Raw genomic sequence first — 25,124 nt, 5'->3', positions numbered from 1 at the left:
ATTACTTGGCCGCTTTATTGTAGCGGTCCAATGCATCCTGATAGATTTTCAATAAGTCATCTAATCCCATTTTCTTCAGTGTCGCTAAATACGAATCCCATTCTTTCTCAACGCCGCCTTCCATCAACCATTTGGAGCGTTTTTCATTGGTCAGCTTGGCAATATCGGGTTTGATTTTACTGATTTTATCCAGCTCTTCCGGTGTAAAGAAAATACTCGGGTAATTCTCTTTTTCCATTTGTGGAACAAAAGTATCCTTAATACGGTTCATTCTTTCCAATGCGCGAGGCTCTGGAGCGACGAGATTTTGGAAATCTTCCGCCAAGATGACGCCTGTCATGTTCGGCGCTACTTTTTGACGGAATTCGCCAGCGGCTACGCCTGCATCGAGCGGTTTCTGCACCAGTTTGCCGTCTTTTTCATCGAATACGATGCCAATCGGTCCCCAATGCAGCTGAGCGGCCATCTTTGGCTCATATTGCAAATCTAACCATCTGGCTGTGATTTCCGGATTTTTGTTCACTTTCGTAATGACAGGACCCCCACGACTCCAAGGAGAACCATTGTTGTATTTCACGACCATGTCCTTGAAAGGCGGTACAAGTGCATAATCCTTGGAGCGATCCATGCCAACAATTTCTGTCTCTTCCCACCAGAGGTAGGAACCAAGTGTAACATCCTTCGTTTTTCCTTTAGCAAAGTAAGGAGCCGGATTGTTATTGAAAGTAAATGAATCTTTATCTATGAGGCCCTCTTCGACCCATTTGTGGAAATAGGAGACTGCATCTTTATATTTCGGATCAATTGCCGCATAATTCACCTTGCCATCTTTCACATTCAAGTGTTCAATAAACGAGTTATCGCCAGGCTGATAGGTTTTGTCTGGGACACCGAAAGCTCCGAACAAGTAACCGATATCGCCGGTCCAGAAGGTATTCATGAAGGACATCGGTACTTCGTCGGCCTTGCCGTTACCATTAGGATCTTTCGTTTTAAAAGCGGTAAGCACATTATGCAGCTCTTCAATGGTCGTTGGCATCTTCAAACTCAGCTTATCCAGCCATGCTTTGTTCAAGAAGAGAAAATCCGGATTCGCGCCGATACCGGCTTGCCCTTTACCCAGCTCTTCCGCTACTGGAAGTGAATAAATTTTCCCGTCAGGCGCGGTAACGAACGCTTTCAGCTCCGGTCTTTTTTCAAACAGCTTCTTCACGTTAGGCATATACTTATCGATAAGGTCATTCAGAGGGATGATCGTACCGTCTTTGCTGTATTTCACCAAATCGTTATCCGTGAATCGAGCACCATAGAAGACATCCGGTAAGTTGGAGCTAGCTAGCAGTATGTTCTTCTTATCGTTGTAGTTCGCTTCTGGGACGTTATCCCAATCTACATGTACGTTTGTCTGTTCTTCTAGACGTTTGAATATTTCCATCTCGCCATAATTAGGTGCAAGCGGTGCTTTAGGCGATACCATTTTCAGCGTAACTTTATCCTTTACAATCGGGTAACCGCTTTCGTTGAAGCTTTTGGAGGCTGCTTTCTCACTGCTTTGCGGGGATGCAGATGCGGCATCTTTCGCTGCCGGTGCTTTGTCACTGCATGCTGTCAATACCAAACTTAAGCTCATCGTTACCATCGTTAATGTCGTTAGTCTTTTTTTCATTTGTCGATACCCTCCTCTTTGTATGTAACCCATTACGCTCATGATTGATCCATGGATGCAAATCTTGGTATCACCGTAAGACCACCACCACCACCTTTCCTATTTACCTTCCGTTTTCTAACCTTTTACAGATCCTATCAGAACACCTTTAACGAAATAACGCTGTAAAAATGGATATAAAATGAGAAGTGGGGCCGCCGCAATGAGGATGACCCCATATTTGATCAACTCAGAGACCCTTTGTTTAGCTAAAAGAGAGTCAATATCCGATATCATGTCGCCGATAGGCTGGCTCTGGATCAAAATATTACGGAGAACCAGCTGCAGCGGATACAGCTTTTCATTTTCCAAATAAATTAATGCATCGAAAAATCCGTTCCACTGACGAACAACCGCAAACAGCACAAGCACCGCAATAATGGGTTTGGATAATGGAATGACAACACTCCATAGAAAGCGCGTATTTCTGCAGCCATCCATGAATGCCGCTTCCCTAAGTTCATCGGGTATGGTTGATTGGAAGAACGTCCGGGCAATAATAATTCCAAAAGCATCGACTGCAGATGGCAGAATAACCGACCAAATCGTATTCACCATGCCCAGATTTTTGACCAATAAGTAAGTAGGAATTAAGCCGCCGGAGAAAAACATCGTAAATACAAAGAACAGCATGAACGTATTGCGTCCATAAAAATCCTTACGGGAGAGCGGATATGCCGCTCCGATCGTTAAGAAAACACTGATTAGGGCACTTGCAGCTGCGTACAAGATCGAATTTCCATAACCAGACCAGATTTGAGGATCTGATAAAATTCTTCTATAACCTTCGAGTGTAAACCCTTGGGGCCATAGCCACACATTTCCGGCATAGATTTGATCTGGCTCGCTGACAGAAGCAATAACGACGAAATAAAGCGGATACAGAATCAACAATGCAAAGCCACTCAACACAAGGATGTTTAAAGCGTCGAACCATTTATCAGCGGTACTCTTAGCTGTAATCATTGGGCGAATGCCTCCTCTCTTTTAAAATAGGCCACTGCCATTTATTTTTTTGACGATGCGATTAACGGATAGTAGTAGAACGAAATTGATCAAGGAATTGAACAAACCTACTGCTGCTGAGAAGCTGTATTCCGCTCGCTGCAAGCCGATTTTGTACACGTACGTAGCGATAATCTCAGACGAGCTGGCATTCAGGTCATTTTGCATGAGAAAAGCTTTTTCAAAGCCAACATTCATGAGATTCCCAATCGCCAATATGAACAAAATGAGAATCGTCGGCTGAATGCCAGGAATATCGATATGCCAGATGCGATGCCATTTCGTAGCTCCATCCACAACCGCCGCCTCGTGAAGATGCGGATCGATACCGGCTAGTGCCGCTAAATAGATAACTGAGGCGAAGCCGGTTTCTTGCCATACACCGGAGAACACATAGAGGCTTTTGAACCATTCTGCCTTCGATAAAAAGTAAATCGGCTCGCCTCCAAAAAGTTGAACGATGTGGTTGATTAGTCCACTTCCCGGCGATAAGAACACATACAACATACCAACGAGGACGACGGTTGAGATGAAATACGGAGCATAAATGACCGTCTGGATAAATCGTTTGTACCTTTCATGGAGCAGCTGATTGAGCATCAACGCGATGAGGATCGGCACTGGAAATGAAACCACTAAAGAGAAAACACTAAGTCCTAACGTATTCTGTATGACGTTCCAAAAGTTGAAAGAATCGAAGAACCGCTGAAAATGCTCCATTCCTACCCAAGGACTACCCCAGAAACCTTTGGAAGCGATAAAATCCTTAAATGCGATTTGAACCCCATACATAGGCCAATATTTAAAAATGATAAAATAGATCACGGTGGGCAGAATGAGAAGGTATAATTCATAGTTGGTTCTGATCTGTTTAAGTGGTTCCTTGAACTTGTTCATTTGTTGTGATGCAGCCCCTTCCTTTTTCGGGAAATCGTTTGCGTAAACGTTTTTCTGATGTTCAAAAAAAAGCCAGAGCAGCTTTTTAGCATGAATCTCGTAGAATTAACGAGGTAGGTAGTCTGTATTCTTCGCTTATAGTGCTTGGCTTCTCGATCCGTTCTAACATAATCTCTGCTGCTTTCACGCCGATCTCGTAAGAAGGCTGCCGGATGACCGACAAAGGCGGACACGTAATTTGTGTCCAATCATAATCGTCAAAGCCAATAATGGCCAGCTCCGCTGGAATTTGAATCCGTTGTTCTTGTATGTATCTCATAGCGCCCATTGTCAATACGTTATTGGCAATAAACAGAGCAGTAATCTTCTGCTCGCCAAGCAGCGCCATAACGCTTTCGTATCCGCTCTCAAAGTTAGATTCCGCCATCCTCACAATGGATGAATCAAACGGAATATCATGATCTGCTAGTGCTTTTTTGTACCCATCATAGCGCTCATTGCTCGTCGTAATACCGAGTTCCCCGGTTAGCAGCCCAATTCGGCGATGACCTTTCAGGACGAGCGTTTTGACTGCTTCATAAGCACCTCCAATGCCGTCAGCCAGCACACAATCCCCGTTATAACCTGTCGGTTTGCGATCGATGAACACTACAGGATAATTAGAACGCACGATATCATTTAAATAACTGACATCTTCAGCAATTGATGCTATAAATAAGCCATCAATTAACTTGGAATTAAACAATTTAATCTGTTCTTTCTCATCTTCAATTTGTTCCGTTGTATTGTTGCTCAGCAGCAAATGATAACCATGTTGCTTCAATGTATACTGAATACCTTGTGCTACCATCATAAAGAAGAAATTAGAGGTATCCGATGGGAGAACTGGCACGATGAGGCCAATTGTATTAGACTTCTGACTGCGCAAGCTCCTTGCTGCCGAATTAGGGCGGTAATCAAGTTCTTCCATTGCTTCGTAAACTTTGCGCTTAACTTCATCCGACACATAACGGGTGTTATTAATAACATGTGACACTGATGCTATCGAAACGCCCGCGTGCTCTGCTACCTGCTTAATACCCGATCGCATAACATTCGACCCTCTTCTCTTCGAGAAAACGTTTACGTAACCGTTTTCTTTTATTATATGGTTGAATTATTTGCGTTGTCAATGACTTTTTATGTTTGAAAAAACCCAAAATCCCCTTTGAGGGAATTTTGGGTTTTCCATTTTATCTTTAGTACACTTTTTTCCACTCCGCAATGTTGGAAGCTTCGAATTTGAACGGATCTCCAAGCATGATTTGGGTACCGTCGCCATCTTTCACAATTTGTTTCTCGCCGAGTCTGCCAGCTTTGAATTTCTCGCCTTCTTTACCCGTTAACGTACCTTTCACCAACGCGTCAGCGGTAAAACCGGCCAAATATCCAACATCAATCGGATTCCACAGGTACATCCATTTACTAACGCCACCTTCGATGTACTGAGCCATCTCACTCGGAAGACCAAGACCTGTCAGCTGTACTTTATCTTTCAGACCTTTATCTGTAAGCACTTTACCCGCTGCAGCGATTCCAACCGTTGTAGGTGAAATAATCCCTTTCAAGTTCGGGAATGATTTCAGCAAAGCTTCTGTCTCGGATACGCTTTTATCGCGAAGATCGTCACCATAGGCCACTTTAACAAGCTTAATCTCTTTGTATTTCGGATCCTCGAGTTCCTTCTTCATCCACTCAATCCATAAATTTTGGTTGGTAGCTTGGGAAGTAGCACTCAGAATCGCGATCTCACCTTTACCGCCAATCATTTCGGAAATGGCTTGCACTTCTACGCGGCCAATACGCTCAGGGTCAGCTTGGTTGATGTGCACCAATCGGCTTTTCGAGTTAACAGCGGAATCAAGGGAAAGAACTTTAATCCCAGCGGTCATCGCTTTTTTCAAAGCAGGCTGAAGCGCGTCCGGATCATTAGCGACGATGGCAATAGAAGCCACTTTCTGCGAGATAAGTTCTTCAATCATTTTGATTTGCGCTTCAGCCGTTGGTTGATCAGGCGCTTTCAGAATCGGCTCGCCGCCAAGCTCGGTAATCGCATTTTTGAAGCCTTCCATTTGCTTTTCGCCATACGGATTTCCTGTATTTTTGAAAATAATGGCATATTTCTTCTTGCCGCCTGCTGAGCTGTCTGCTTGTTTGGCAGCATCTGTCTGTTTAGGATCCGAAGTCGTCGATGCGCAAGCCGCCAAAAGTGTTAACGAGAGCACCGCGGTTAGGCATGTTGCAAGTACTTTTTTCATAAGATTTGAATCCTCCCTTTTTTCTCATATACATTTAAGCATCAGCGTCAAATAGAAATGCACGCCCCAACATACTATACCCGGGTATTCTATAGTTGTGGGTAGATGATGCCGCTACAAGCATCGAAGGTTATGATATCTACAATACTTATAGCGGCATCACCTTATGTGTGTCTTCCGTCTTCGACTACCTCAACTGGTGTATAACCATCACGAAGCCTTACGAAGGTTCTTCTTGTTCCATTTCAATTTCGGTATAATAACCGCGAAAATAAGCAGCAGTCCTATAATAATGAGCAAGACTTGGGCTGGCACATTGACGAGACCTAATCCGTAGCTAAGCATACCAACTAGGAAAACTGCGATAATGGCGCCAATCATTCTGCCCTTGCCTCCTGCGGTAGAAATACCACCAAGGACAACCATGGCAATCACATCCAACTCGTAACCTGTTGCTACATTGGGCCGTGTGCTCCCCATCCGTGAGGTTAAGAAGATCGCGGTTACTGCAGCCATCAGTCCTGTTAGAGCAAAAACAATGACCTTGATTTTATCTACTTGAATCCCTGAAAAGCGCGAAGCGGTCATATTATTACCCATCGCGTATACTCTTCGACCGAATGTTGTCTTATGTAAGAGTAAGGCGAAGACGACGGCGAAGACAATGAAAACTATCAAAATAAAAGGAATGCCCATGACATATTCCCATCCAAAGAAACTGAACCAGTCGGGGAATTGCCCTTTCGCTTGATCTTCCAAGAGCATATAAGCAATTCCGCGATAAATAATCATGGTCGCTAGTGTAATAATGACCGACGACAGCTCTTTAAACTTGACAATAAGAAATCCGTTAACGAGCCCACATATTGTTCCAACTACCAAACAGATGAGCATGGAAAGTCCCATTGGTACACCTTGACTGTACAGATCCGCCATAATGACAGATGATAGTGCGACTGTGGAGGCGACTGAAATATCAATCTCACCAAGAATCATGACAAGCACCATCGGAAGTACGATAAATGCTTTATCGAGAAAGCCCATTGTTGCATCTCTTAAACTATCAACGTTCATATAATAAGGGGACAAGCTGGCATTCAGAATGTTGACCCCTATGAAAATAATGACTAACAGCCATTCCCATTGAAGGAAGAACGTTTTGTAATTAAAATCTCTTTTCGCTTGAATCGTTCTAAGTTCCATAGGCTTAAATCTTCCTCCTCATGAGGTGGTTGCGATCGACGCCCCTCTTAACCAAGGCATTCACAAGCACAGCTATTAAAATAATCGTTCCTTGAATGGCCATCTGCCAGAAAGGAGATACATTAATAAGGGGAAGCGCGTTGTTCAATATTCCAAGTAAAATTGATCCTAAGATAATACCCGAAATTTTGCCTGAACCGCCTGCGATGCTAACGCCTCCCAGTACACATGCAGCAATAACGCTTAACTCGTAACCCGAAGCCGTATCACCTTGAGCGGATGCAAACTTGGATACCCATAACACGCCAGCAAGTCCTGCTAAGCTTCCCATAATGGCATAAACCATCCATAAAATTTTATCGTTGTTGATACCGCTAATTTTGGCAGATTCCGGATTGCTTCCCACGGCATAAATTTGACGGCCTGTTCGCGTATGATTGATGAAGTAGTAAAAAACGATGTAAATGATAATAGCAATAAAGATAAGAGTGTTGATGCCGAAAATAGAACCTGTGGCAATCGCTTTAAAGCTATCAGGCATTTGATGGGCACTCACCCATTTCCCGCCACTAACGGTAAAAGTAAGCCCCCGGATTACGTTCATCATCCCCAGTGTGGCGATGATGGGCAGCACGCCAGTTCTCGAAATAAGAAAACCAATGATGACACCGCTGATCAGACCAACTGATGTACCCAACAGCATAACGACGAGTGGATGTAAGCCCGGAAAGGCGCTAACCGTCATGGATGAGATCATCCCAGATAGAGCGAGTGTTGCCCCTATCGAAAGGTCGATGCCCCTCGTAATTATAACCAGCATCATACCTACGCTTAGTATACTTAGAATGGCTGTGTTCGTAACTAAATCATTGATGTTCTCCAGCGTTAGAAAGCTGTTATTGTTTAATTGCACAATGATCGAAAGAACGATGATGAAAGTCAGCAAGCCGAGTTCACGGAACTTTGCAATGCTGGCGCCAAACGTTTTTCTTTCACCGGCTGGACTGAATGTTCTTTTCTCTATCACTTGGTTGCTCATGTCCTGATTTCCCTCCCCCTTGTTTACTGAAGCAGACACGAGACTTTTATGCTAATTGATCACTCATCGAAGCTTCCAGAATTGCTTCCTGTGTAACCTGTGTTCGATCCAAACGCCCCGTTATTCTACCTTCTCGCATAACAATGATGCGGTCGCTCATCCCAATGACTTCAGGCATATCCGACGAAATCAAAATGATACCGTACCCTTGCGCAGCGAGGTCGTTCATAATTTCATAGATCGCAAACTTGGCTCCCACGTCGACGCCTTTGGTCGGTTCATCCAGAATGAGAACGTCGAGTTCAGCTGTCAGAAGCTTGGCAAATACGACCTTTTGCTGGTTTCCTCCAGATAATGAGCTGACCAAATCATAAATACTTTGAGCTTTAACACTAACCTTTTCGGCTAATGACTTTGAAACTTCCGTTTCTCTGGCTTCGCTCAACCAACCGCCATTAGCATAATGATCAATATTAGATAGCGTAATGTTTCGCCCAATATCCCAATCCAACACTAATCCCTGTTTCTGCCTATCCTCCGGCAAATAACCAATGCCCAGCTTAATCGCGTCTTGTGGATTACGAATGTTCGTTTGTGTTCCTTTCACATAAATGCTCCCTTGATCGGCCTGTTCGATACCAAAAAGGGTTTGGCACACTTCTGTACGTCCCGCTCCAACCAATCCAGTAAGCCCAAGAATTTCTCCTTTGTGCAATTGGAGCGAAATATCTTTGAAATATCCTGTTCGTCCAAGCCCTTCCACCCGAAATACTTCATCACCGATCTTCGCTTCCTTTTTGGGATAGAGCTGTGTAATTTCCCGCCCAACCATAGCGACTATAAGTTTATCAGTTGAAATATCATGCACGCCCCAGGTTCCGATGTATCTAGCATCTCGGAAAACCGTAACTTTACTCGCTAAACGGTACATGTCTTCAAAACGATGCGAGATGAAAATAATCGCAACGCCTCTGTCTCTTAGCTGCTCGGTAATACGGTAGAGTTCCTCGCTCTCCCGCTTCGTGAGGGCAGCTGTCGGTTCATCCATAATAATAATGCGAGCTTCCGTTGACAACGCTTTCGCAATTTCTACAATTTGCTGCTGCGCCACACTTAAAGTCCCCATTTGTGTGCGTGGTTCGAAATTCGCTCCCAACGTATCGAGCAATTTTTTCGCTTCCATGTGCATCTCATTCCACAAGATTCTTTTTGTTCGTTTATGTATCCTTTCATGACCCATGAAAATATTTTCCGTCACACTAAGGTCTGGATAGCAGGTCACATGCTGATAAATGGCGGCAATACCGACTTTTTTGGCATCATTCGGATTATTAAACACCACTTTGTTACCGTTTACATAAATGTCACCTTGATCCGGTTGATGAACACCTGTAATCACTTTAATAAAAGTTGACTTCCCTGCGCCATTCTCTCCCATAAGTGCATGAATTTCACCGGCTCGCAGTTGAAAATGCACAAGATCAAGAGCTTTGACTCCTGGAAACGTTTTTGAAATCGCTCTCAATTCAAGAACAAATTCACTCATTGTTATCCCCTACTCGCTTGGATATTCTCTTCTCTGAATAGAATATACCATAGGAATGATTGATTGGCTATACTTTTATGTTTTTTTATTTATTTTTATGTTCTTTTATGATCATTTCATGTAAAAAGCCGCATTCTATGCGGCTCCTTCACTTCCTATCACGCTTATCCGCAGATTATTTGCCCCCTGAAGCATAATACAAAATTTTCTCCTGAGTAGCCTCTTCTCTCTGGAACACGTTGCGTATTTCACCGTTATACATCACGGCAATGCGATCGGACATCCCCATAATTTCCGATAAATCCGATGAAATCATAATAATGGAGGCACCTGAAAGCACAAGCTCATTCATCATGTTATAAATATCGATTTTGGAACCAATATCAATGCCAGCGGTAGGTTCCTCTATGATCATGACTTTCGCATTAGCAAACAACCACTTTGCGAAAATCACTTTCTTTTGTTTACCGCCACTCAAATTATTGACGTTTTCTTCTTCATCTGTTTCAATGTCCAGCCGTTCGATCATGTCTTGCGCAAACCTGCGTTCCTTCTCGGTATTCAGGAAACCAAAACTAGAAATTCGCTCTAGATTAGTTAAGGTAATATTTTCGCCAATTGGTGCGTTATTTAATAAGCCTTCTTCAGTATTAATTCCCGTCATATAGCAAAGCCCATTCTTCTTTGCTTTGTGCGGTGTCATTGATGTGTAAGATTTACCCTGCAGCACCATGCTGCCTTCGAAAGGTCCGTTTATGCCGAATAGTACTTTAGCGAGCGTCCTTCTACCGGAGCCGCTTAGCCCCGTTAATCCGATAATTTCCCCGCGTTTCACATCCAAATTGATGTTGCGAATACGGCCGTAGTAAGACATATTTTCCAAACGAAGTACTTCTTTACCTAGTTTAACCTTGAGCTTAGGAAATCGATCTGCTAGCTCTTTACCGACCATGACTTTAACAAGATCGTTAAGCTCCATATCATTGACACTGCACGTCTGAACGGACTCGCCATCACGAATGACCGTAACTTGATCAGCGATTTGAATAATTTCTTCAATACGGTGAGAGATGTAAATGATTGCGACACCCAGCTTTTTCAGATCGCGAATGACTTTAAATAATGTCTCTATTTCCTGCTCGGTTAACGCAGCCGTAGGCTCATCCATGATAATAATTTTGGCTTTATGGGATAAGGCCTTTATGATTTCCACGAATTTCTGTTGACCCGAGCTTAATGATTTCACAGGTGTTCGCGCATTTATGTTCAAGCCAAAATCATCTAAGTATTTACGTGTTTCACGATATGCCTTATCCCAATCAATTAAACGATTCCATTTCTTAATCGGTTCCCTGCGAATGAATACGTTTTCAGCAATGTCGAGATCTTGAAATAAGCGAATCTCCTGGTAGATCATCGCGATACCCAATTCCTGGGCTTCCTTCGGATTGGGGATCGAAACAAGCTCTCCGTCTATGTATATGCTTCCTTCGTCAGGCTGAAACAAGCCCGCCAATACTTTCATTAGTGTTGATTTACCGGCTCCATTCTCACCAATTAAGGCGTGAACCTGACCCGCATCTGCGCTGAAATCGATTTGGTTCAACACCACATTGTCATTAAACCTCTTCGTTATGCCCTTCATTTGTAAGAAGTTTTCCACCTTATATGCCCCTTTACTTCTCTATAGAATCAGCGTGTAGACAACAGGGATTACCGAAAATCAAAGGTTGTAAAAAGTTTGACGGCTTGCTCAAAGTAATATTTCTTATAATCGTTCGGTAGTTGTGTGTTTGTAATTACTTTCTTAGCCATCGTCAGATCGCCAAGTCTGGCAAAGCCTTTGACATTAAATTTGGAGTAATCCGCAACAATAATGATTTCGCTGGAAATTTTTGCAACCTCCTGCAAAATCATCGCTTCCTCGTAGTGACTAACCGTATAGCCGGAGTCCAACTGCGCACCCTTTACACCTAGAAAAGCTTTGTTCACATAAATGCCTTTGAGCATTTGCAGAGCAAACCCGCCAACAAGCATCGTTGACGATGGTACCAAATCGCCTCCGATGACAATTGTCTTCACACCAGGCGTATCTTTCAATTCAAGACCAATGGCCAAGTCATTCGTTAAAACAGTGATTTTCTTTCCTTTGATATTCCTGGCGATCTCCAGACACGTCGAGCCAGCGCTTAAGAATATGGCTTCTCCATCCTCAATCATTTGAGCTGCGATTTTACCGATCATTCGTTTCTCTTCCACGAATTTCTGATCAGTATCCCCGCTTGAGTCAGAAGGAAGCGAATTCAATTTATCGTTCAATACGGCGCCGCCATATGTCTTAACTAGAAATCCTTTTTGTTCTAGCTTATCTAGGTCTCTACGAATCGTCACTTCCGTAACGGAAAACTTCTCACTGAGCTCGTATACATCGACCCGCTTCTCCGCCAGGAGCAGCTCTTTAATTTTATTCAATCGTTCAATCGCAAACATGATAAAAACCCCTTATAGGTAGGAAGGTACAATGATTATTAGTTGTGTGTATTATATCATGTTTCTTTCGTTTGTGTTCGTTTCCGATAATTTCGCTGTGCTTTGTTAGCGGTACTCCCATCTTGGAGAGTAGTTTCATGCACAAAAAAGGAGGTTCACTCCTCCTTTTTACCGCTTCACGTTATTAAACTCATCATACAGCTTCCAAATTCAACTTTTCGGAGTTAATTTAACTTCTTATTGCTTCTTTAAAGCCGTATTTTGTTTGATAAAATTGACACCCATACGAACCTCATCCAGATGTTGAATGGATGCCTCATACTGATTCGTTAGCACGCACATGAATAAAATATCGATCAAATGAAGCTGAGCGAGCCGGGAAGAAGTTGCGGCGCTGCGGAAGACCTCTTCTTGTTTGGCGGACACGAACAAATTAATGTCAGCAATTTCGCTGATCGGCGATAATCCATAGCTCGTTAAGCTGATCGTTGTTGCGCCTTTCTCCTTGGCTAGCTCCAGGAGTTTACCAACTTCATAGGTCTCTCCCGAGAATGAAATACCTACGACGACATCCTTCTTATTTGACTGTGCGACCAGCATAGCCGAAATATGAAAATCTGTATTCGAAGTTGTCGATCTATTTACACGAACGAACTTCAGCTGCGCATCCTGAGCAATAACAGCAGATGCACCAACACCAAAGAAATGAATACTTTGCGCTCGCTCCAGGGCTTCCACCGCTTTGCCCAATGCCTCATAATTCATGATTTCTGCAGTCTCCTGCAGCGCGCGAACACTATTCGCGGTAACTTTCTGAACAATGGATGGCTGCGGTTCGTCCGGTTCAAAGTCAGTAAAGCCGACTTCATTTGAATTCCGCATATCTCCGGCTACTCTAAGTTTCAATTCCTGAAATCCACTGAGTCCAAGTGATTTACACAGCCGAATAACCGCAGAAGCGCTTGTAGAGCTTAATTCTCCTAACTCATTGGCCGTACAACGAATCGCCTCATGGGGATTTTCAATGATATATAAGGCAATCTTTCGCTCAGACGGTGGCAATTGCTCCGCGATTTCCTGCAGCATGATTAAGCCCCCCGAAAGCGACTGGGCAAGATGATTGTCCGCCATGAATTCCACTCCCTTCGTACTGACCGATTATCCTTTTACAGCTCCTTCAATCATACCACGTACGATGTGCCTTTGGAAAAAAGCATACAAGATCATCACAGGTATCATAGAAACCGAAAGTCCTGCAAATAAAAAAAAGAGGAGCCAAAGCCCCCCTTTTCCTAATTCGTAGACGTTTACCATTTGTCGCGAATCCTATTCGTTGTGGCCTCTGCTTACTTTTCTATAACTTTCCAGATTGGTCATGAGGAACCGTAACAGTTGCTGAAGCGGAAGTTATGTTACCTGCCTGATCAAAAGCCGTATAGGTGATAGTGTATATGCGTCCATTACCTTTGCCGGATCTTTCAGCACGAAGCATATATTCAGTATCCAACATACCAATTTCTGCACCTTGAATGTCGGTTGACGTATGACCATCCCCTGGTCCATTGTCCGACTCGCTGCTTGTAATGGATGCAAGCAAAACGGATGCGATTCCAGAAAGGTTATCATTGGCATACACTGAAGCGTTTACCGTATTCATTTGATGATTAGCCAGCCACAAAGCAGTTTTATCCAAAATGACATTAAGCGTTGGGGCCATCTTATCCAATTGCACGACCGCGGTATGTGGAGATTCAACATTACCTTCCTTGTCAACGCTCCAGTAAGAGATGGTGTGACTGCCTTCTGTTGTGATGGTAACGGAAGTGCCTTGCTGCTCGATACCGCCGTTCACCGTGTAGAAGGTTCCAGCTACACCTGAGCCGCCGTCGCCTGGAGTGAGCGTTACCGTGACATCATGATTGACCCAGCCGGCAGGTGCATTATCGATCGTTGCTGCTGGTATATACGTTGGTTTCTCAATAATAAGCACAGGACGATAATTCGCCGTGGCGTTCTCTTTGGAAGCGTAAATGACATCGCCTGTGGAACCCTGATTCGTGGTCGCCATAATACGGATCGAGAACGTTTTATCCGTCGATATTGCATCGTAAACCGCACCCGTCACATCGAATTCGACCGGCGTCCCGACGGTCGGCGCCGTCCAATTCGCTAGTAGTGTTCCGACACCCGGCTGGTTATTCCAAGTCATACCTGTTTCCGACCAAGAATCGTTCGTTGCTATATTCGCCTGCTGTGAGATGCCGCTTTTGCCGATAGAAGTAGGCACAAGCCTTATTTTCGCCGACTTGATCAAGCCGGTGAAGGAGGACAAGTCAAACTTTAAGAAGGACTGTCTGTTAAAACCAGTACCGTCATTTTTGACAACGAGCGAAGGATCCGTACCATAATTCGTATTCGCATATGAACCGTTGCGCACATACGTATCCGCTGTTGGGGCAAAAGAAACCATATCAGGGAGCGTGATCGACAATTCGCCCGACGGAGCGCTTTCCCCAGAACCGTTTACGGCCTTCACTATGAAATAATACGTAGCCTTGTTCGTCAACCCCGTTACCGTGTAACTGGTTTCGCCTGCGCTTACAGCAGACACATCTACTGAATTCGTATAGCTTCCGGCAGTCGTTCCGTAATAAACCCGGTAGCCGGCAGCTCCCGTATACCCGCTCCATTTCAGCGTGGCGGAGCCGTCACCTTTCGTTACTTCTATTAACTGAGGTGCTGCTGACGTAGTCGGTTGACCTATGTTCAGCTTAGCCAGGAACGTTTTGCCAATTGAACCCCCTGCCTTCACTTCCAGCTTAGTTGTAGGAGCAAACTGCTTCACAGTTATCCCCGAATCTAGCCCAATGACACCGGTTGTTGCTCGGTGAAGCTCGATTTCAATCGTTCCTGTATTGGATTGCGTCGGATCGGAAATGCCGATTTGCAGCTCGTTTCCGCTTTCGACTACAGTCACGGATGCTTTTTTGTTGCTGGTCAGGTAATCATTACCGTCCACTTGTATCGTTTGGGCGGAATCTGTCCAAAAGTTCGCTCCGACCGCATTCGCTTCCGTATCCTTTACAGCCTGCACAGTCCCCGTGTTTTTGAGAACGTTAAAACCCGGATTCGATGCATAGGCAGCAGCCTCAGCCGCTGTTTTACCCGGAAGCACGGCATACGCATAGGAGGCTTGCGTCGGATTAACGCCGTGATTCAGCGACAAACTCGCATAATCTGCGGTCAATACGTTTGTGCTTGTTCCTGTATAAATATCATTCCAAGAACCAGTACGCGTCTCCCGAAGTCCGTTCACAGTAGCGCCTCCAGGGAAAACATAAGCGATATCGGAACCGGGTACGCTTCCCGCCAAATGCGCCCATTGGGCGCCTGTCATCGCTTCCGACCAACCGATTGTAGAGGGCTTCGCTATTCCGTCTACCGTTAACGTATTTGTGCCGCCTGCGTTCAGCTTGCGATTCTCAACGATTGTTTCCACTGTGCGGCCGCCTGTGCTCGTAATATCGGAGCCCAGAGCAATATACGTATCGCCGAATAAGAACCAAGACTTTTTGCCAGATAATGGAGTCCCTGTATTGCTCGACATTGAGAACTGCATGCCGACTGACCCGTACAGACCGTCTACCGACGAACCTCCTGCCCAATTCGATGTATTGAACTTGAAGGAGCTTAACGTACCCGTTGACCCGTCCGTCGTCGTGCCCGGCAAACGAACCGCGTTCACGGTCGGCCAATAGGCACCGTTAAACTGGGTTTGGTCCGAATTGTATAAATAGGCGGCTCCGGCTCCTTGCCACCAAGGCTTTTTATTTTCACCGGGTGTGCCATATTCAAATGCGGAAATGCGCGTCGAGAACAACCCTAGCGCCAACCCGAAATTCGGGCGCAAATGCAAGGCGCGATCCATCCCGGCAAACACATGTGTTTCCAGCAATTCCGCAGCCGGAACTACGGAGGAATCGTTGATTAACGCCTTGATTTTACCAATATTGAAGATCGAAAGACCTTCTGTATAGCTTGCGAATGTCGTATCCGAAGCAATCTGGCCTTTGGCGATTTGCCGGATCGTTGCTGCATCTTGTGCGTTCATTCCATCCGCCAGCAGCACAAGCGAGGAAATGATCCCTCGGCCCATTTGATGATCCTGCTGCGTTTCCCGTGCAATCGCCCGACCTCGTACCGTATCCATCATCGCCCCTTTGTACAGAAACGGCTGATACGCTTCTGTCACCCAGCGAATGACGTTGGCAAGATTCGGATCGGTGACATTCCAACTTGAACCTCCTAGCAAATACATCAGTTTGGCCATATCACCAATCAGCACCGCACCGTAGCTTCCCGTATATGCGACATAATCGTGCTGAATGAACGAGCCGTCTTCGTAAAAGCCGTCTCCGTCCTTTACATATAATAGAACTTGACTGATCGCATCCCGTCCCTGGGCAAGCTTGGTGCTCGACTTTGTGACGACGCCACGCAGAGAGACGATTAGTGCTTTATCTAAACGGTTCGCCCCGGTTTCCTTAAGCGACGGGGAATTCGTACGATAAGTCGGATCCGGTACGAATTTATCCAACGCTTTCGTATAGTTGGTCGTTTGCGTAGCGGACATTTGATCGTAGATCAAAACCATCGCGTCGGTCAAGTTCAGCGGAACGCCGATTTCCCAGTCCCACCAGTTGCCTGATTCGCCCTTCGTCTCGTTATATTTGTTCGCGTACATCCAATCCAAGCCGCTAAGGATATCGGCTGCCAAACTTGTATTTCCGTATAACGACGAACCAGTTGTTGCATACGCCAGCGCCATTTCCTTCAACCGAACGTAGTTGGAGGAAATCGTGCTGGATGCGCTCCAGCCCGCCAAGTCGTTCCACAAATACGTACGTCCCGCAGTTTTGTTCATCGACAACCAGTAGCTGTTCGCGTTCGTTTCGATTTGGTCGATTTTCACCGCAATTTCCGGATCCGATACGTTTATTGCTGAACCCCCTGTCAAATACGTCTTCCATCTATCCCTAAGCAAATCATACTCATCGGCTGCGCTAGCCGATTGTGCCGGCCCCAACAAAAGCATGAACGAATACATCAGAAGACATGTAATCAGCGAATACACGACGAATTTCTTAAATAGAAAGTTCATTAACGTTCCCCTCCACCAACTAATTTGATAATTATTCAATTACTTTCCAGTTTGGTCATGAGGAACCGTAACGGTTGATGAAGCGGAAGTCCTATTGCCTGCCTGATCAAAAGCCGTATAGGTGATGGTGTAAATGCGTCCATTACCTTTGCCAGATCTTTCAGCACGGAGCATAAATTCAGTATCCAAATTGCCAATTTCTGCACCTTGAATGTCGGTCGACGAATTACCATCTCCTGATCCATTGTCCGACTCGTTGCTTGTAATGGAAGTAAGCAAGATGGATGCGATTCCTGAATGGCTATCATTGGCATACACGGACGCACTTACCGTAATCATTTGGTGGTTTGCCGGCCACAAAACAGGTTTATCCAAAACGACATTAAACGTTGGGACCGTCTTATCCACTTGCACAATCGCGGTATGTGGAGATTCAACATTACCTGCCTTGTCAACGCTCCAGTAAGAGATGGTGTGACTGCCTTCTACTGTGATGGAAACGGAAGTGCCTTGTTGCTCGATACCGCCGTCCACCGCATAGAAGGTGCCCGCTAAGCCTGAGCCGCTGTCGCTGGCATTGAAAGTAACCGTAACGTCGCTGTTCACCCAGCCAGCAGGAGCATTATCCGAAGTTGTTGGAGCTGTCTTATCGATTTGCACGACCGGCACTTCCACGATCAGCAGATTGTCGATGATAAACGGGTTGGGGTTATCGCTCGGCGCCGGGGTGTCGCCGTTTCGCAAAATACCGAACCAAGTCTGGTCGGATGTGCTCACGAACTCGTACTCATAATATCCTCTCCAGTTTGGAACCGCTGTCTTAATGTCGGTGTTGCGGTAGGTGCCGTTGGCAGCCCAGCCTTCGGGCATCGCGGTTATTGGCACGCCGTCGTCCGACCGGTTCGACTTAACGTTGTTGAAGTACGGGCCCATCGTGCCTTGCAGATAATCGTAGTGCTGGAGTCCTGTAAATTCCACGGTTGTCGAAGAAGCTCTCTGACTCATTGTCCCGTTCATACCACTCCCGAGCACAAAGGCGAAGATGCCGTTTACGCCGGTCTGGTAGTCAAAGCTGATACGGTATGTCTTGCCCTCTTCAAACCGGAGGCTCTGGGGTGTGGTCTGGTACATGATGCCCGCGCTTCCAGTGATATTAGAGAATGAGGTATTGCCGTCCACAACCAGATCAACCGGGATGGTCGTGGTATCCCACCACTGGCCAGTAACGGTATTACCCGCTTGGTCTTTCGTGGGCTGCACAAAGTTTCTTACGCTTTCTGGCGCGTTATCGCCCCAATCGGGTACAGTATTGTTTTGCGTATAGGGTTCATGACGGCGCTGCATGATCGTTCTGGCTTCGCGAAACCCACCGCCGTTGCCAAGGTTAAAGGGGAAGAAGCCCTCAAAGGTGGGTTTGTTGATGGCCGTACCCGCTTCAGTCGTTCCGTCCGGCGAGGATTCGAAATCCTGATACAGGATCGTTTTCCCGTCGGTCACCGGAGTCTTCGGCGTAGGAGTGGCAGTCTTGTACACGCGCATGTTGTCAAATCGCACCTCGCCCTCGCCCGCTGCGGCGTGCAGCCGGATTGTCGCCGTGGGTGCGTCCGCGGTGAATACGACGCGCATACGGAGCATACCGGTTTTTTCTTTGGAGTCATAGCGGTCATAGTTAAGCAAGATGGAAGAATCTGTATAATTGGAGAACGTATCTCCGTCTGTATCCACTATGAGGGACGCCTTACGCGTTTTGCCACGCTGCACCTCCACCATAACCGAAACGGCGTACTCGTCGCCGGGCGTCAGGCCGGTGATTGTCTGGCTGACCTCCGTTTCGTTACTGTCATTGACCGCAAGCTCCCAGTTGCGGCTTCTGCCGTGGTTGTCGGCATTCGAGTTAAGCTCCACTGCGGCTCCGCCCGTGGTGAAAAGAGGCATATTTGTGTTGTCGTTACGCACTACTTCGGGATTGCCATTTATCGTATTCCAACCTTTGAGGCTGCCGGTGCTGAAGCCGGGGTTATACACGTACTGCCCCCCGCCGAATTCGACGTCCACATCCATATCCTGCTGTTCTTTGTACACCACGTACGGGGTTCTTGCATCCGTATTTAAAGTAACTTTTCCATTCTCCACCGTCAGAACCTGTTCAGAAATCTTGCCCAGGTCGGACAACTTATACATATAGACGGTCTCGAGGTCCAGCCATCTGTCGGGCAGCTCCCAGGTCGTACTGCCGCCGTCATCGTTCCAATGGTATAGTTTGATCTCCTTCTCTTCTTGTTCATCAAGCTTTTGCATGTCGCCCTCGTCCCACGGTATCAGGTACTTGGTGGAACCTTGATCGGTGCCTATTGTGTTGACCTGCTCGTAAATCTTCTTTCCGTCTTTTTCGATGATACGTTTGCTGTTTCTTGTTTCGTTATTGGGGTTCTCATGACCCTCTGCATAAACCTTCACATCTCCGTTATTAAACTCGATGTAGTCCGCCCAGCCATCCTTATCCTTTTCCATGCGCGTAATGGGGAAGTGCTGCATGAACTTAGTGGGGATGTTGTTGCGATAGATTTTCTCAACAATCGAGTCATATTCGTTGATGCCGTTGTGCACCCAGCCCTCGTAGGAGGTCGTATCGGCGCCCATCAGCAAGAAGGCGCTGTTCGGCACTCGGGTTTCCTCAATGTCGGCCTTCCAGTTGTCGGTCGTGTAGTTATCCCAGCGGTCTTTGGTGTCGTTGAAGATAAACCGGGCAATATCGCTGGAGTATCCCTTGAGCGACGCGGGGCTGTAGCTCTTCTCCACGGACCAGTGCGCCCACGCGGCAGATTCCTCTGCGACGTACGGCCACTCCACGAAGTACGCAAGGCCGTTATCCTCGTAATCCCGCGCCAAGGCGTTTCCGCGCCAGCCGTTATGGGAGTACACATCGCTGTAAATGAAGCCCAGATCCGGTATATCGGTTTTAAAACGATTCATGCGCTCAAAACGGCTTTTTTCCTGACTTGCCTCATTCTCATTATATCGGGTCAGCGCATCCATCTGGTCGTCGATCACATAGGCTTGGTGCAGGTAGTAACCAAACGCTACATAACCTTTGCTTCGCGGGGTAATTCCGTCGGCTTGCATTTCCACGTTTTCATAGCTGAACTGGTCAACCTTCGCGAAATACTCCGTAAAGTTGGTGTGGACACCGACAAAGCTGTTGTACTGTTTGGTCGTAATGTCGACAAATTTCCGGAACTCGTCCAAGCCACCCAGTTGGTCATCGTAGACGCTGAAGTCGCCCCAGTTGCCTGCGTTATGGTATTTTTGCAGGATGATTTGTCCCAAGCCGTCCGTATGCAGCGAGATCCGCTTGGTCTCGTCCACCGATGCCAGATACGGGTAGTTGGTTTCGTTGCCCTGTGACATAATAAGCCGTTGTACGACCGCGTCGGCAATTTTGTCCGAGCCGACCGCCACTTTAGCGACACTGCGGAACTCATTGGTCGCATCCTGCCAGTTAACGATGCCGTCGTCGTTGTTTTCTTCCGCCAGCACGACCCAGACATGCGGCATATCCCTTTCGTAGGGTTCATCTGTATACGTTCTGGTTATTAAGGCTTGCGCTTCTCCGTATATACCCTCATAGTCAATAAATTTCTTGGTCGCATCAGGGAATCGCCATACCCAAGAGCCGCTGAGCAGACTCGTGGTGACCAGCGAGTCGTTTCGCTTGGTGTCAGCGAATACGCGTCTTGCCACGCTGCCGTCAGTCAACCCGAAGGCGTTGCTCTTGATGCCGGCGGCCACGCTGCCGTTGGACACAAAGGCGTAGTTATAATAATCGGAGCCAGTCAACATATCTCCTATATTGAAGAAACTGTCGCCGCTCCTTCCGATGTTGCTTTCCATTTTGGAACCGGCAAATGAGGAGCCGGTACTAAAATTGCTGACAGTTACCGGATTATGATCAGGTATTTCGATTGTGAAAATGCGGTTGGCCGGATTCTCATTAATCTCGATAAAATCAAACTTGAGCACCATACCCTCCACCGTCACCTTGATCTTGATTTCCGCGTTCAACTCGGTCACTTTTAAGGTATAGATAACATGCTGGCTACCGTCTGCGTTCAGGATTGGCTCACCGGTTGTAACGACGGGCTTGTAGTCCTTAACCGTTGAACCTGTCAACCCCTGGGACGTATTTAAGCTGTATGTCATGCCGGTCGTCAGTCTGAGGGTGTCCAGCTTGGTGCGGTTGCCATCGATCTTCGCGCCGCTGGCCTTCATCTCATACTGAATGGCGCGGGGGAAGTCTCTATCCAGATAGACCTTCATTTTATTGTTCTCGATGCTGAACACGCTATTGTTTTGTGCAACCGTCACCGTCCCGGTTGATTTAACCTCCGAATTGTATATGGAAGTCGCCGTAACCGTTGTTTCACCGACATTTTCTCCGACCACCAGGTTACCGTACACGGACACAATGTCGGTGTTGGCGGCTGTCCACTCAAAGGCCGGCGTAGCGTTCGCGGGGACAGTTGTATAATTCAGCGTTGTCTGGTCCTGATGATTCACGCTGGCGGGAGTGGACAGTGTAACAGATGACGGCGGAATCACCACGTTCTCGGTGACCGTCAAGCTGTTAAAGCGCCCGACGGCGTCCTTCGGATTGACGATCGTCCGGATGCCGATTGTATCACCGGGTTCCAGATACACCGTAACGATGTTCGACTGTTCAGTACTGGCGAGGCTGGACGTTGTCCTCGTAAATAATGTGCCAGCAAGCTGGCCGTTCACAAGCAGCCCCAATTGGCCGCTCGCCTGAGAGCTGCCTTTCGCATAGTTCAGGGTGATGTCATACAATCCAGGCTTATCCACGACGGCATCGGGCACGTCGATTCCAATAGACGAGCCGACCGGGACGTAGTCCATCGTATCCACAAACCCGTTGCCTACCCTGATCCCTCCGCTCAGCCCGGATAACGCGATCGGGATGTTCTCCGGGACTTCATTGGCGTTGCTATTCCGTACCGCTGCCGGTGGGTCAAACACATTGTTTTCCGTATCCCACAGCGAGACTTGGGCGGTTTTCAGCCTAATCTCGTCTTCGTTATTCTTTACGTACAGGTTGTACTTAAACGTACCGCCGGTACCAGTGGACGTAATGACGACGTCCCCAGCCTTGATCGTCTGAATCCTTCCAGTCACAGAATCCACCGTCGCAATCTCCGGGTTACTGCTGGTCCAGGTGAGCGGGAAGGTCACGGGCTCCGGAATAATGATCTCATTGCCCGTCAGGAGGTAGAAGTTGCGGTTGAAGGAGTCGTATGTGTAGGACTGATCCACCTCCCAGACGGAGATATAGTCGATATTTACAAGGCCTCTGTCTGGATAGTCCACTACGTCAAGACTGGAGGTGTCGAGCACCAGAGAAATGGTGTCGCCCTCTTTCAGATCCATCGTCCAAATGTCGGACTCAACAAACACAAGCTCGCTGTCCCTGCCAGCGAGGGGAATACGGTAATTGCCAGGCGTTTTCGGAGAGCCGTTTTCATTTTTTTCGACCTGGTCGTAGTTTACATATACGCTGATATAGTCCTCAATTTCGTAATTGACACGGGAGAACTTCAGCATGAATCCGTATTCACCGTCTTTGTGAATAGTAAAAGGGAACGTGACGCCGGCACCGGGCTTCGCCCTATAGGTTTGGGGGTCGCTGCCGGTGTGGAAGCCGCCCAGGACAGATCTGTCGTTCGGCTGACCGGCCGGAGGCGACGAGTAGCTGCCGTTCGGGTAAGTCGTGCCGTTGGTAGTGTTGCCCAGGTTTGTGCGAACTACGTTGCCGCCGAACTTATCCGCGTATGCGGCCTTGTAGATGCCGTTAGCACGCGGGATAAGCGCAAGAGCTTCATACGCGTTGCTCAGGTTGCTCAATGCGGTATTGAGCGTTTCCGCCGTCGCTGTATCGTCGAGAAGCAAGTCTTTCGCCTCGGCCAGCGCCGTGGCAAACAGCACCCATGTAGCTGGGGTGTAGCGGTCCTCTTTAAGGCCACGCCCCTCAATGGTCGTGTTCAGCTCTTGAAGCGCTTTCCTCGCCCTGCTCTCATCAGTGCCCAGATCGAGCGTCGCTCTGCCTCCGCCGTTGTTGATCGTGAGCTTTATGTTAGAATTGGTGCCATTGACATATATGTCATATATGCCGTCATTCAACTTTTCATTAAAGATAACCTTGTAGCCGTTCTTGACGCCGGTAGCCTTTACGTCGCTATCTTGCACCAATGTGAACTCCATTCCATTGATGTCAGGATGCGGTTCACCATCCAGAAGAACCATCAGCTCCGGCTTCTTGGATACTGCTATATTCTCAATCCACATTTGCCTTGTAATCCCGTTATTGCCTGAGTTCCTTGTATCAAGCACCCGGAGTTCGGCAATGTTTACAGGGTCTTTTGCCCTGAATGCAAAGTCTTTGGCAACCTCGATTTCCGTGCCGCCTTCCGGCGTTACCCAGACGCTGTATGTTTTCGTGGTCATATCAATCGTAGTTTTTACATGATATATTTTATTTACCTCTAAACGGGAGATTTTATCAGCACCCCAAGCCGTGCCGTTATATGCGCCAATACCCGTATTGAACCGCACAAGGGCGTTCATGTTGACGACATCCGCATTCGCTGCTGCACTACCGTGAACTAAGGAGACAGCTGTGTTCGGACTGGTCACCGTTGTGACATAGTCGAACTGAACCGTCATTTGTCCACTAGTCAAAACCTCCGGCAACTTCATGTATGCTTTTGGGGCATCTGTGCTGTTTCTGCCCGCAGCATACAACCGCAGACCTCCCCTCACGGTGCAGAGCACATCAATCTTTCTGTCCAGATTGTTAATCGTGAGCGTGTCGGTGGTTTGATTGTTTGCGCCGTCACCGCTCCATTTGTACGAATATCCGGCTTCGAGCACGTCCGACGGCGATAACCCGCCCCCCCTTCCTTCAGCGGTAATCACCAGCGTTTTGCCGCCGAGAACCACAGCGCCGCTGGCAATGAAGTTGTCGTTGTATTTAGCGATGATAGCTGAGCCATTAGACGCACCAGCATCCTCTGCCCTGAATTTAACCGTGTAGTAGTTGAGCGTTTTGGCAGTGGTTCCAGAGACGGCAACCGTTTCGCCGGTGTCGTCGCTGCCGTCAAAAATATTATATGTGCCGTCGTAAACGTCAAATGTAACCGTGCCGCCAATGTCGGAACCGTTATCAATTATTTCCCCATTCTGCCGCAGCGTGAACGTTTTGCCATGCCCGTCAAACAGCTGGCCGTCTTTGTTGATGGTAAACATTACGTTGTAAGCGCTTACGGATAGCGGCTGTGTTACGGTTAAATTCACGGTTACACGGTAGTACTTGACATTCGTTTCATCCTGCGAGATGACTTTGATGTACACATCGTTTTCTCCCGCATTGAGAGAAATTGTATTCTGGTTTGCACTGAAATTAGAGTCATCGTACAGCTCAACCGCCGCGGTGGAAGAAGCAACGATATCATCCGTCGTAATCTGGGGTTTCAAAACGCTGACGTTGGCGGTGATCGGATTGCTTTGTTGTCCGTCTCCTCCGCCCGGCTCGAGCGTCTCCCCCGCCACGCTGATCAGCTCAGCCTCGGATCCATCTGGGTCGGCAGCATATGCTGTCAATGGCGCAAGGTTGTCGCCGATTACCGACAGCATCATGACCAAAACCAATATTATGCTCAGACTCCTGCGTTTCATTTTGCTCACAGTTATTCCCTCCTTAAAAATATATC

13 protein-coding genes are annotated in these 25,124 nt (G+C 47.1%); all 13 read right to left on the bottom strand.

Features of this window, described 5'->3' with window-relative positions:
* Window position 1: 1 nt before the first annotated feature.
* The 13 genes from QFZ78_RS35145 to QFZ78_RS35080 all read right to left on the bottom strand — a co-directional run bounded on the left by QFZ78_RS35145 (window position 2) and on the right by QFZ78_RS35080 (window position 25,089).
* The gene (locus tag QFZ78_RS35145; protein ID WP_307554291.1) at window positions 2-1,666 is read right to left on the bottom strand and encodes a type 2 periplasmic-binding domain-containing protein; all 1,665 of its coding nucleotides are present in this window, start codon (window positions 1,664-1,666) and stop codon (window positions 2-4) included.
* Window positions 1,667-1,783: 117 nt separating this feature from the next.
* Window positions 1,784-2,680 (bottom strand): carbohydrate ABC transporter permease, encoded by an 897-nt coding sequence (locus tag QFZ78_RS35140; RefSeq protein WP_307556056.1) that lies wholly within the window; start codon window positions 2,678-2,680, stop codon window positions 1,784-1,786.
* Window positions 2,681-2,692: 12 nt separating this feature from the next.
* Window positions 2,693-3,607 carry an ABC transporter permease gene (locus tag QFZ78_RS35135; RefSeq protein ID WP_307554289.1) on the bottom strand — a complete coding sequence of 305 codons (915 nt, stop codon included), beginning with the start codon at window positions 3,605-3,607 and terminating at the stop codon, window positions 2,693-2,695.
* 85 nt (window positions 3,608-3,692) lie between these two features.
* The gene (locus tag QFZ78_RS35130) at window positions 3,693-4,697 is read right to left on the bottom strand and encodes a LacI family DNA-binding transcriptional regulator (RefSeq protein WP_307554287.1); all 1,005 of its coding nucleotides are present in this window, start codon (window positions 4,695-4,697) and stop codon (window positions 3,693-3,695) included.
* Between the two features lie 148 nt (window positions 4,698-4,845).
* Window positions 4,846-5,904, bottom strand: a complete 1,059-nt coding sequence (gene rhaS / locus QFZ78_RS35125; protein WP_307554285.1) for a rhamnose ABC transporter substrate-binding protein — start codon at window positions 5,902-5,904, stop codon at window positions 4,846-4,848.
* A gap of 210 nt (window positions 5,905-6,114) precedes the next feature.
* On the bottom strand, window positions 6,115-7,107 hold the full coding sequence (locus QFZ78_RS35120) for an ABC transporter permease (RefSeq protein WP_307554283.1): 993 nt from the start codon (window positions 7,105-7,107) through the stop codon (window positions 6,115-6,117).
* Between the two features lie 4 nt (window positions 7,108-7,111).
* Window positions 7,112-8,146 carry an ABC transporter permease gene (locus QFZ78_RS35115; protein WP_307445110.1) on the bottom strand — a complete coding sequence of 345 codons (1,035 nt, stop codon included), beginning with the start codon at window positions 8,144-8,146 and terminating at the stop codon, window positions 7,112-7,114.
* Between the two features lie 46 nt (window positions 8,147-8,192).
* Complete coding sequence (locus QFZ78_RS35110; RefSeq protein ID WP_307554281.1) at window positions 8,193-9,692, bottom strand: sugar ABC transporter ATP-binding protein; 1,500 nt, start codon at window positions 9,690-9,692, stop codon at window positions 8,193-8,195.
* 175 nt (window positions 9,693-9,867) lie between these two features.
* Window positions 9,868-11,355: a sugar ABC transporter ATP-binding protein gene (locus QFZ78_RS35105; RefSeq protein ID WP_307554279.1), complete on the bottom strand. Its 1,488-nt coding sequence runs from the start codon at window positions 11,353-11,355 to the stop codon at window positions 9,868-9,870.
* Between the two features lie 50 nt (window positions 11,356-11,405).
* Window positions 11,406-12,182 (bottom strand): DeoR/GlpR family DNA-binding transcription regulator, encoded by a 777-nt coding sequence (locus QFZ78_RS35100; RefSeq protein ID WP_307554276.1) that lies wholly within the window; start codon window positions 12,180-12,182, stop codon window positions 11,406-11,408.
* Window positions 12,183-12,419: 237 nt separating this feature from the next.
* Window positions 12,420-13,313: a MurR/RpiR family transcriptional regulator gene (locus QFZ78_RS35095; protein ID WP_307554274.1), complete on the bottom strand. Its 894-nt coding sequence runs from the start codon at window positions 13,311-13,313 to the stop codon at window positions 12,420-12,422.
* Between the two features lie 223 nt (window positions 13,314-13,536).
* Complete coding sequence (locus tag QFZ78_RS35085) at window positions 13,537-17,343, bottom strand: polysaccharide lyase family 8 super-sandwich domain-containing protein (protein WP_307554272.1); 3,807 nt, start codon at window positions 17,341-17,343, stop codon at window positions 13,537-13,539.
* A 39-nt stretch (window positions 17,344-17,382) separates the two neighbouring features.
* Entirely contained in the window at window positions 17,383-25,089 is a 7,707-nt protein-coding gene (locus QFZ78_RS35080; protein ID WP_307556054.1) for an endo-alpha-N-acetylgalactosaminidase family protein, read from the bottom strand.
* Window positions 25,090-25,124 lie beyond the last annotated feature (35 nt).

The organism is Paenibacillus sp. V4I5, from assembly GCF_030817255.1.
Classification (GTDB): domain Bacteria; phylum Bacillota; class Bacilli; order Paenibacillales; family NBRC-103111; genus Paenibacillus_E.
The sequence above is the reverse complement of the archived record's forward strand: the minus strand, read 5'-3'. Positions and strand labels throughout refer to the sequence as shown.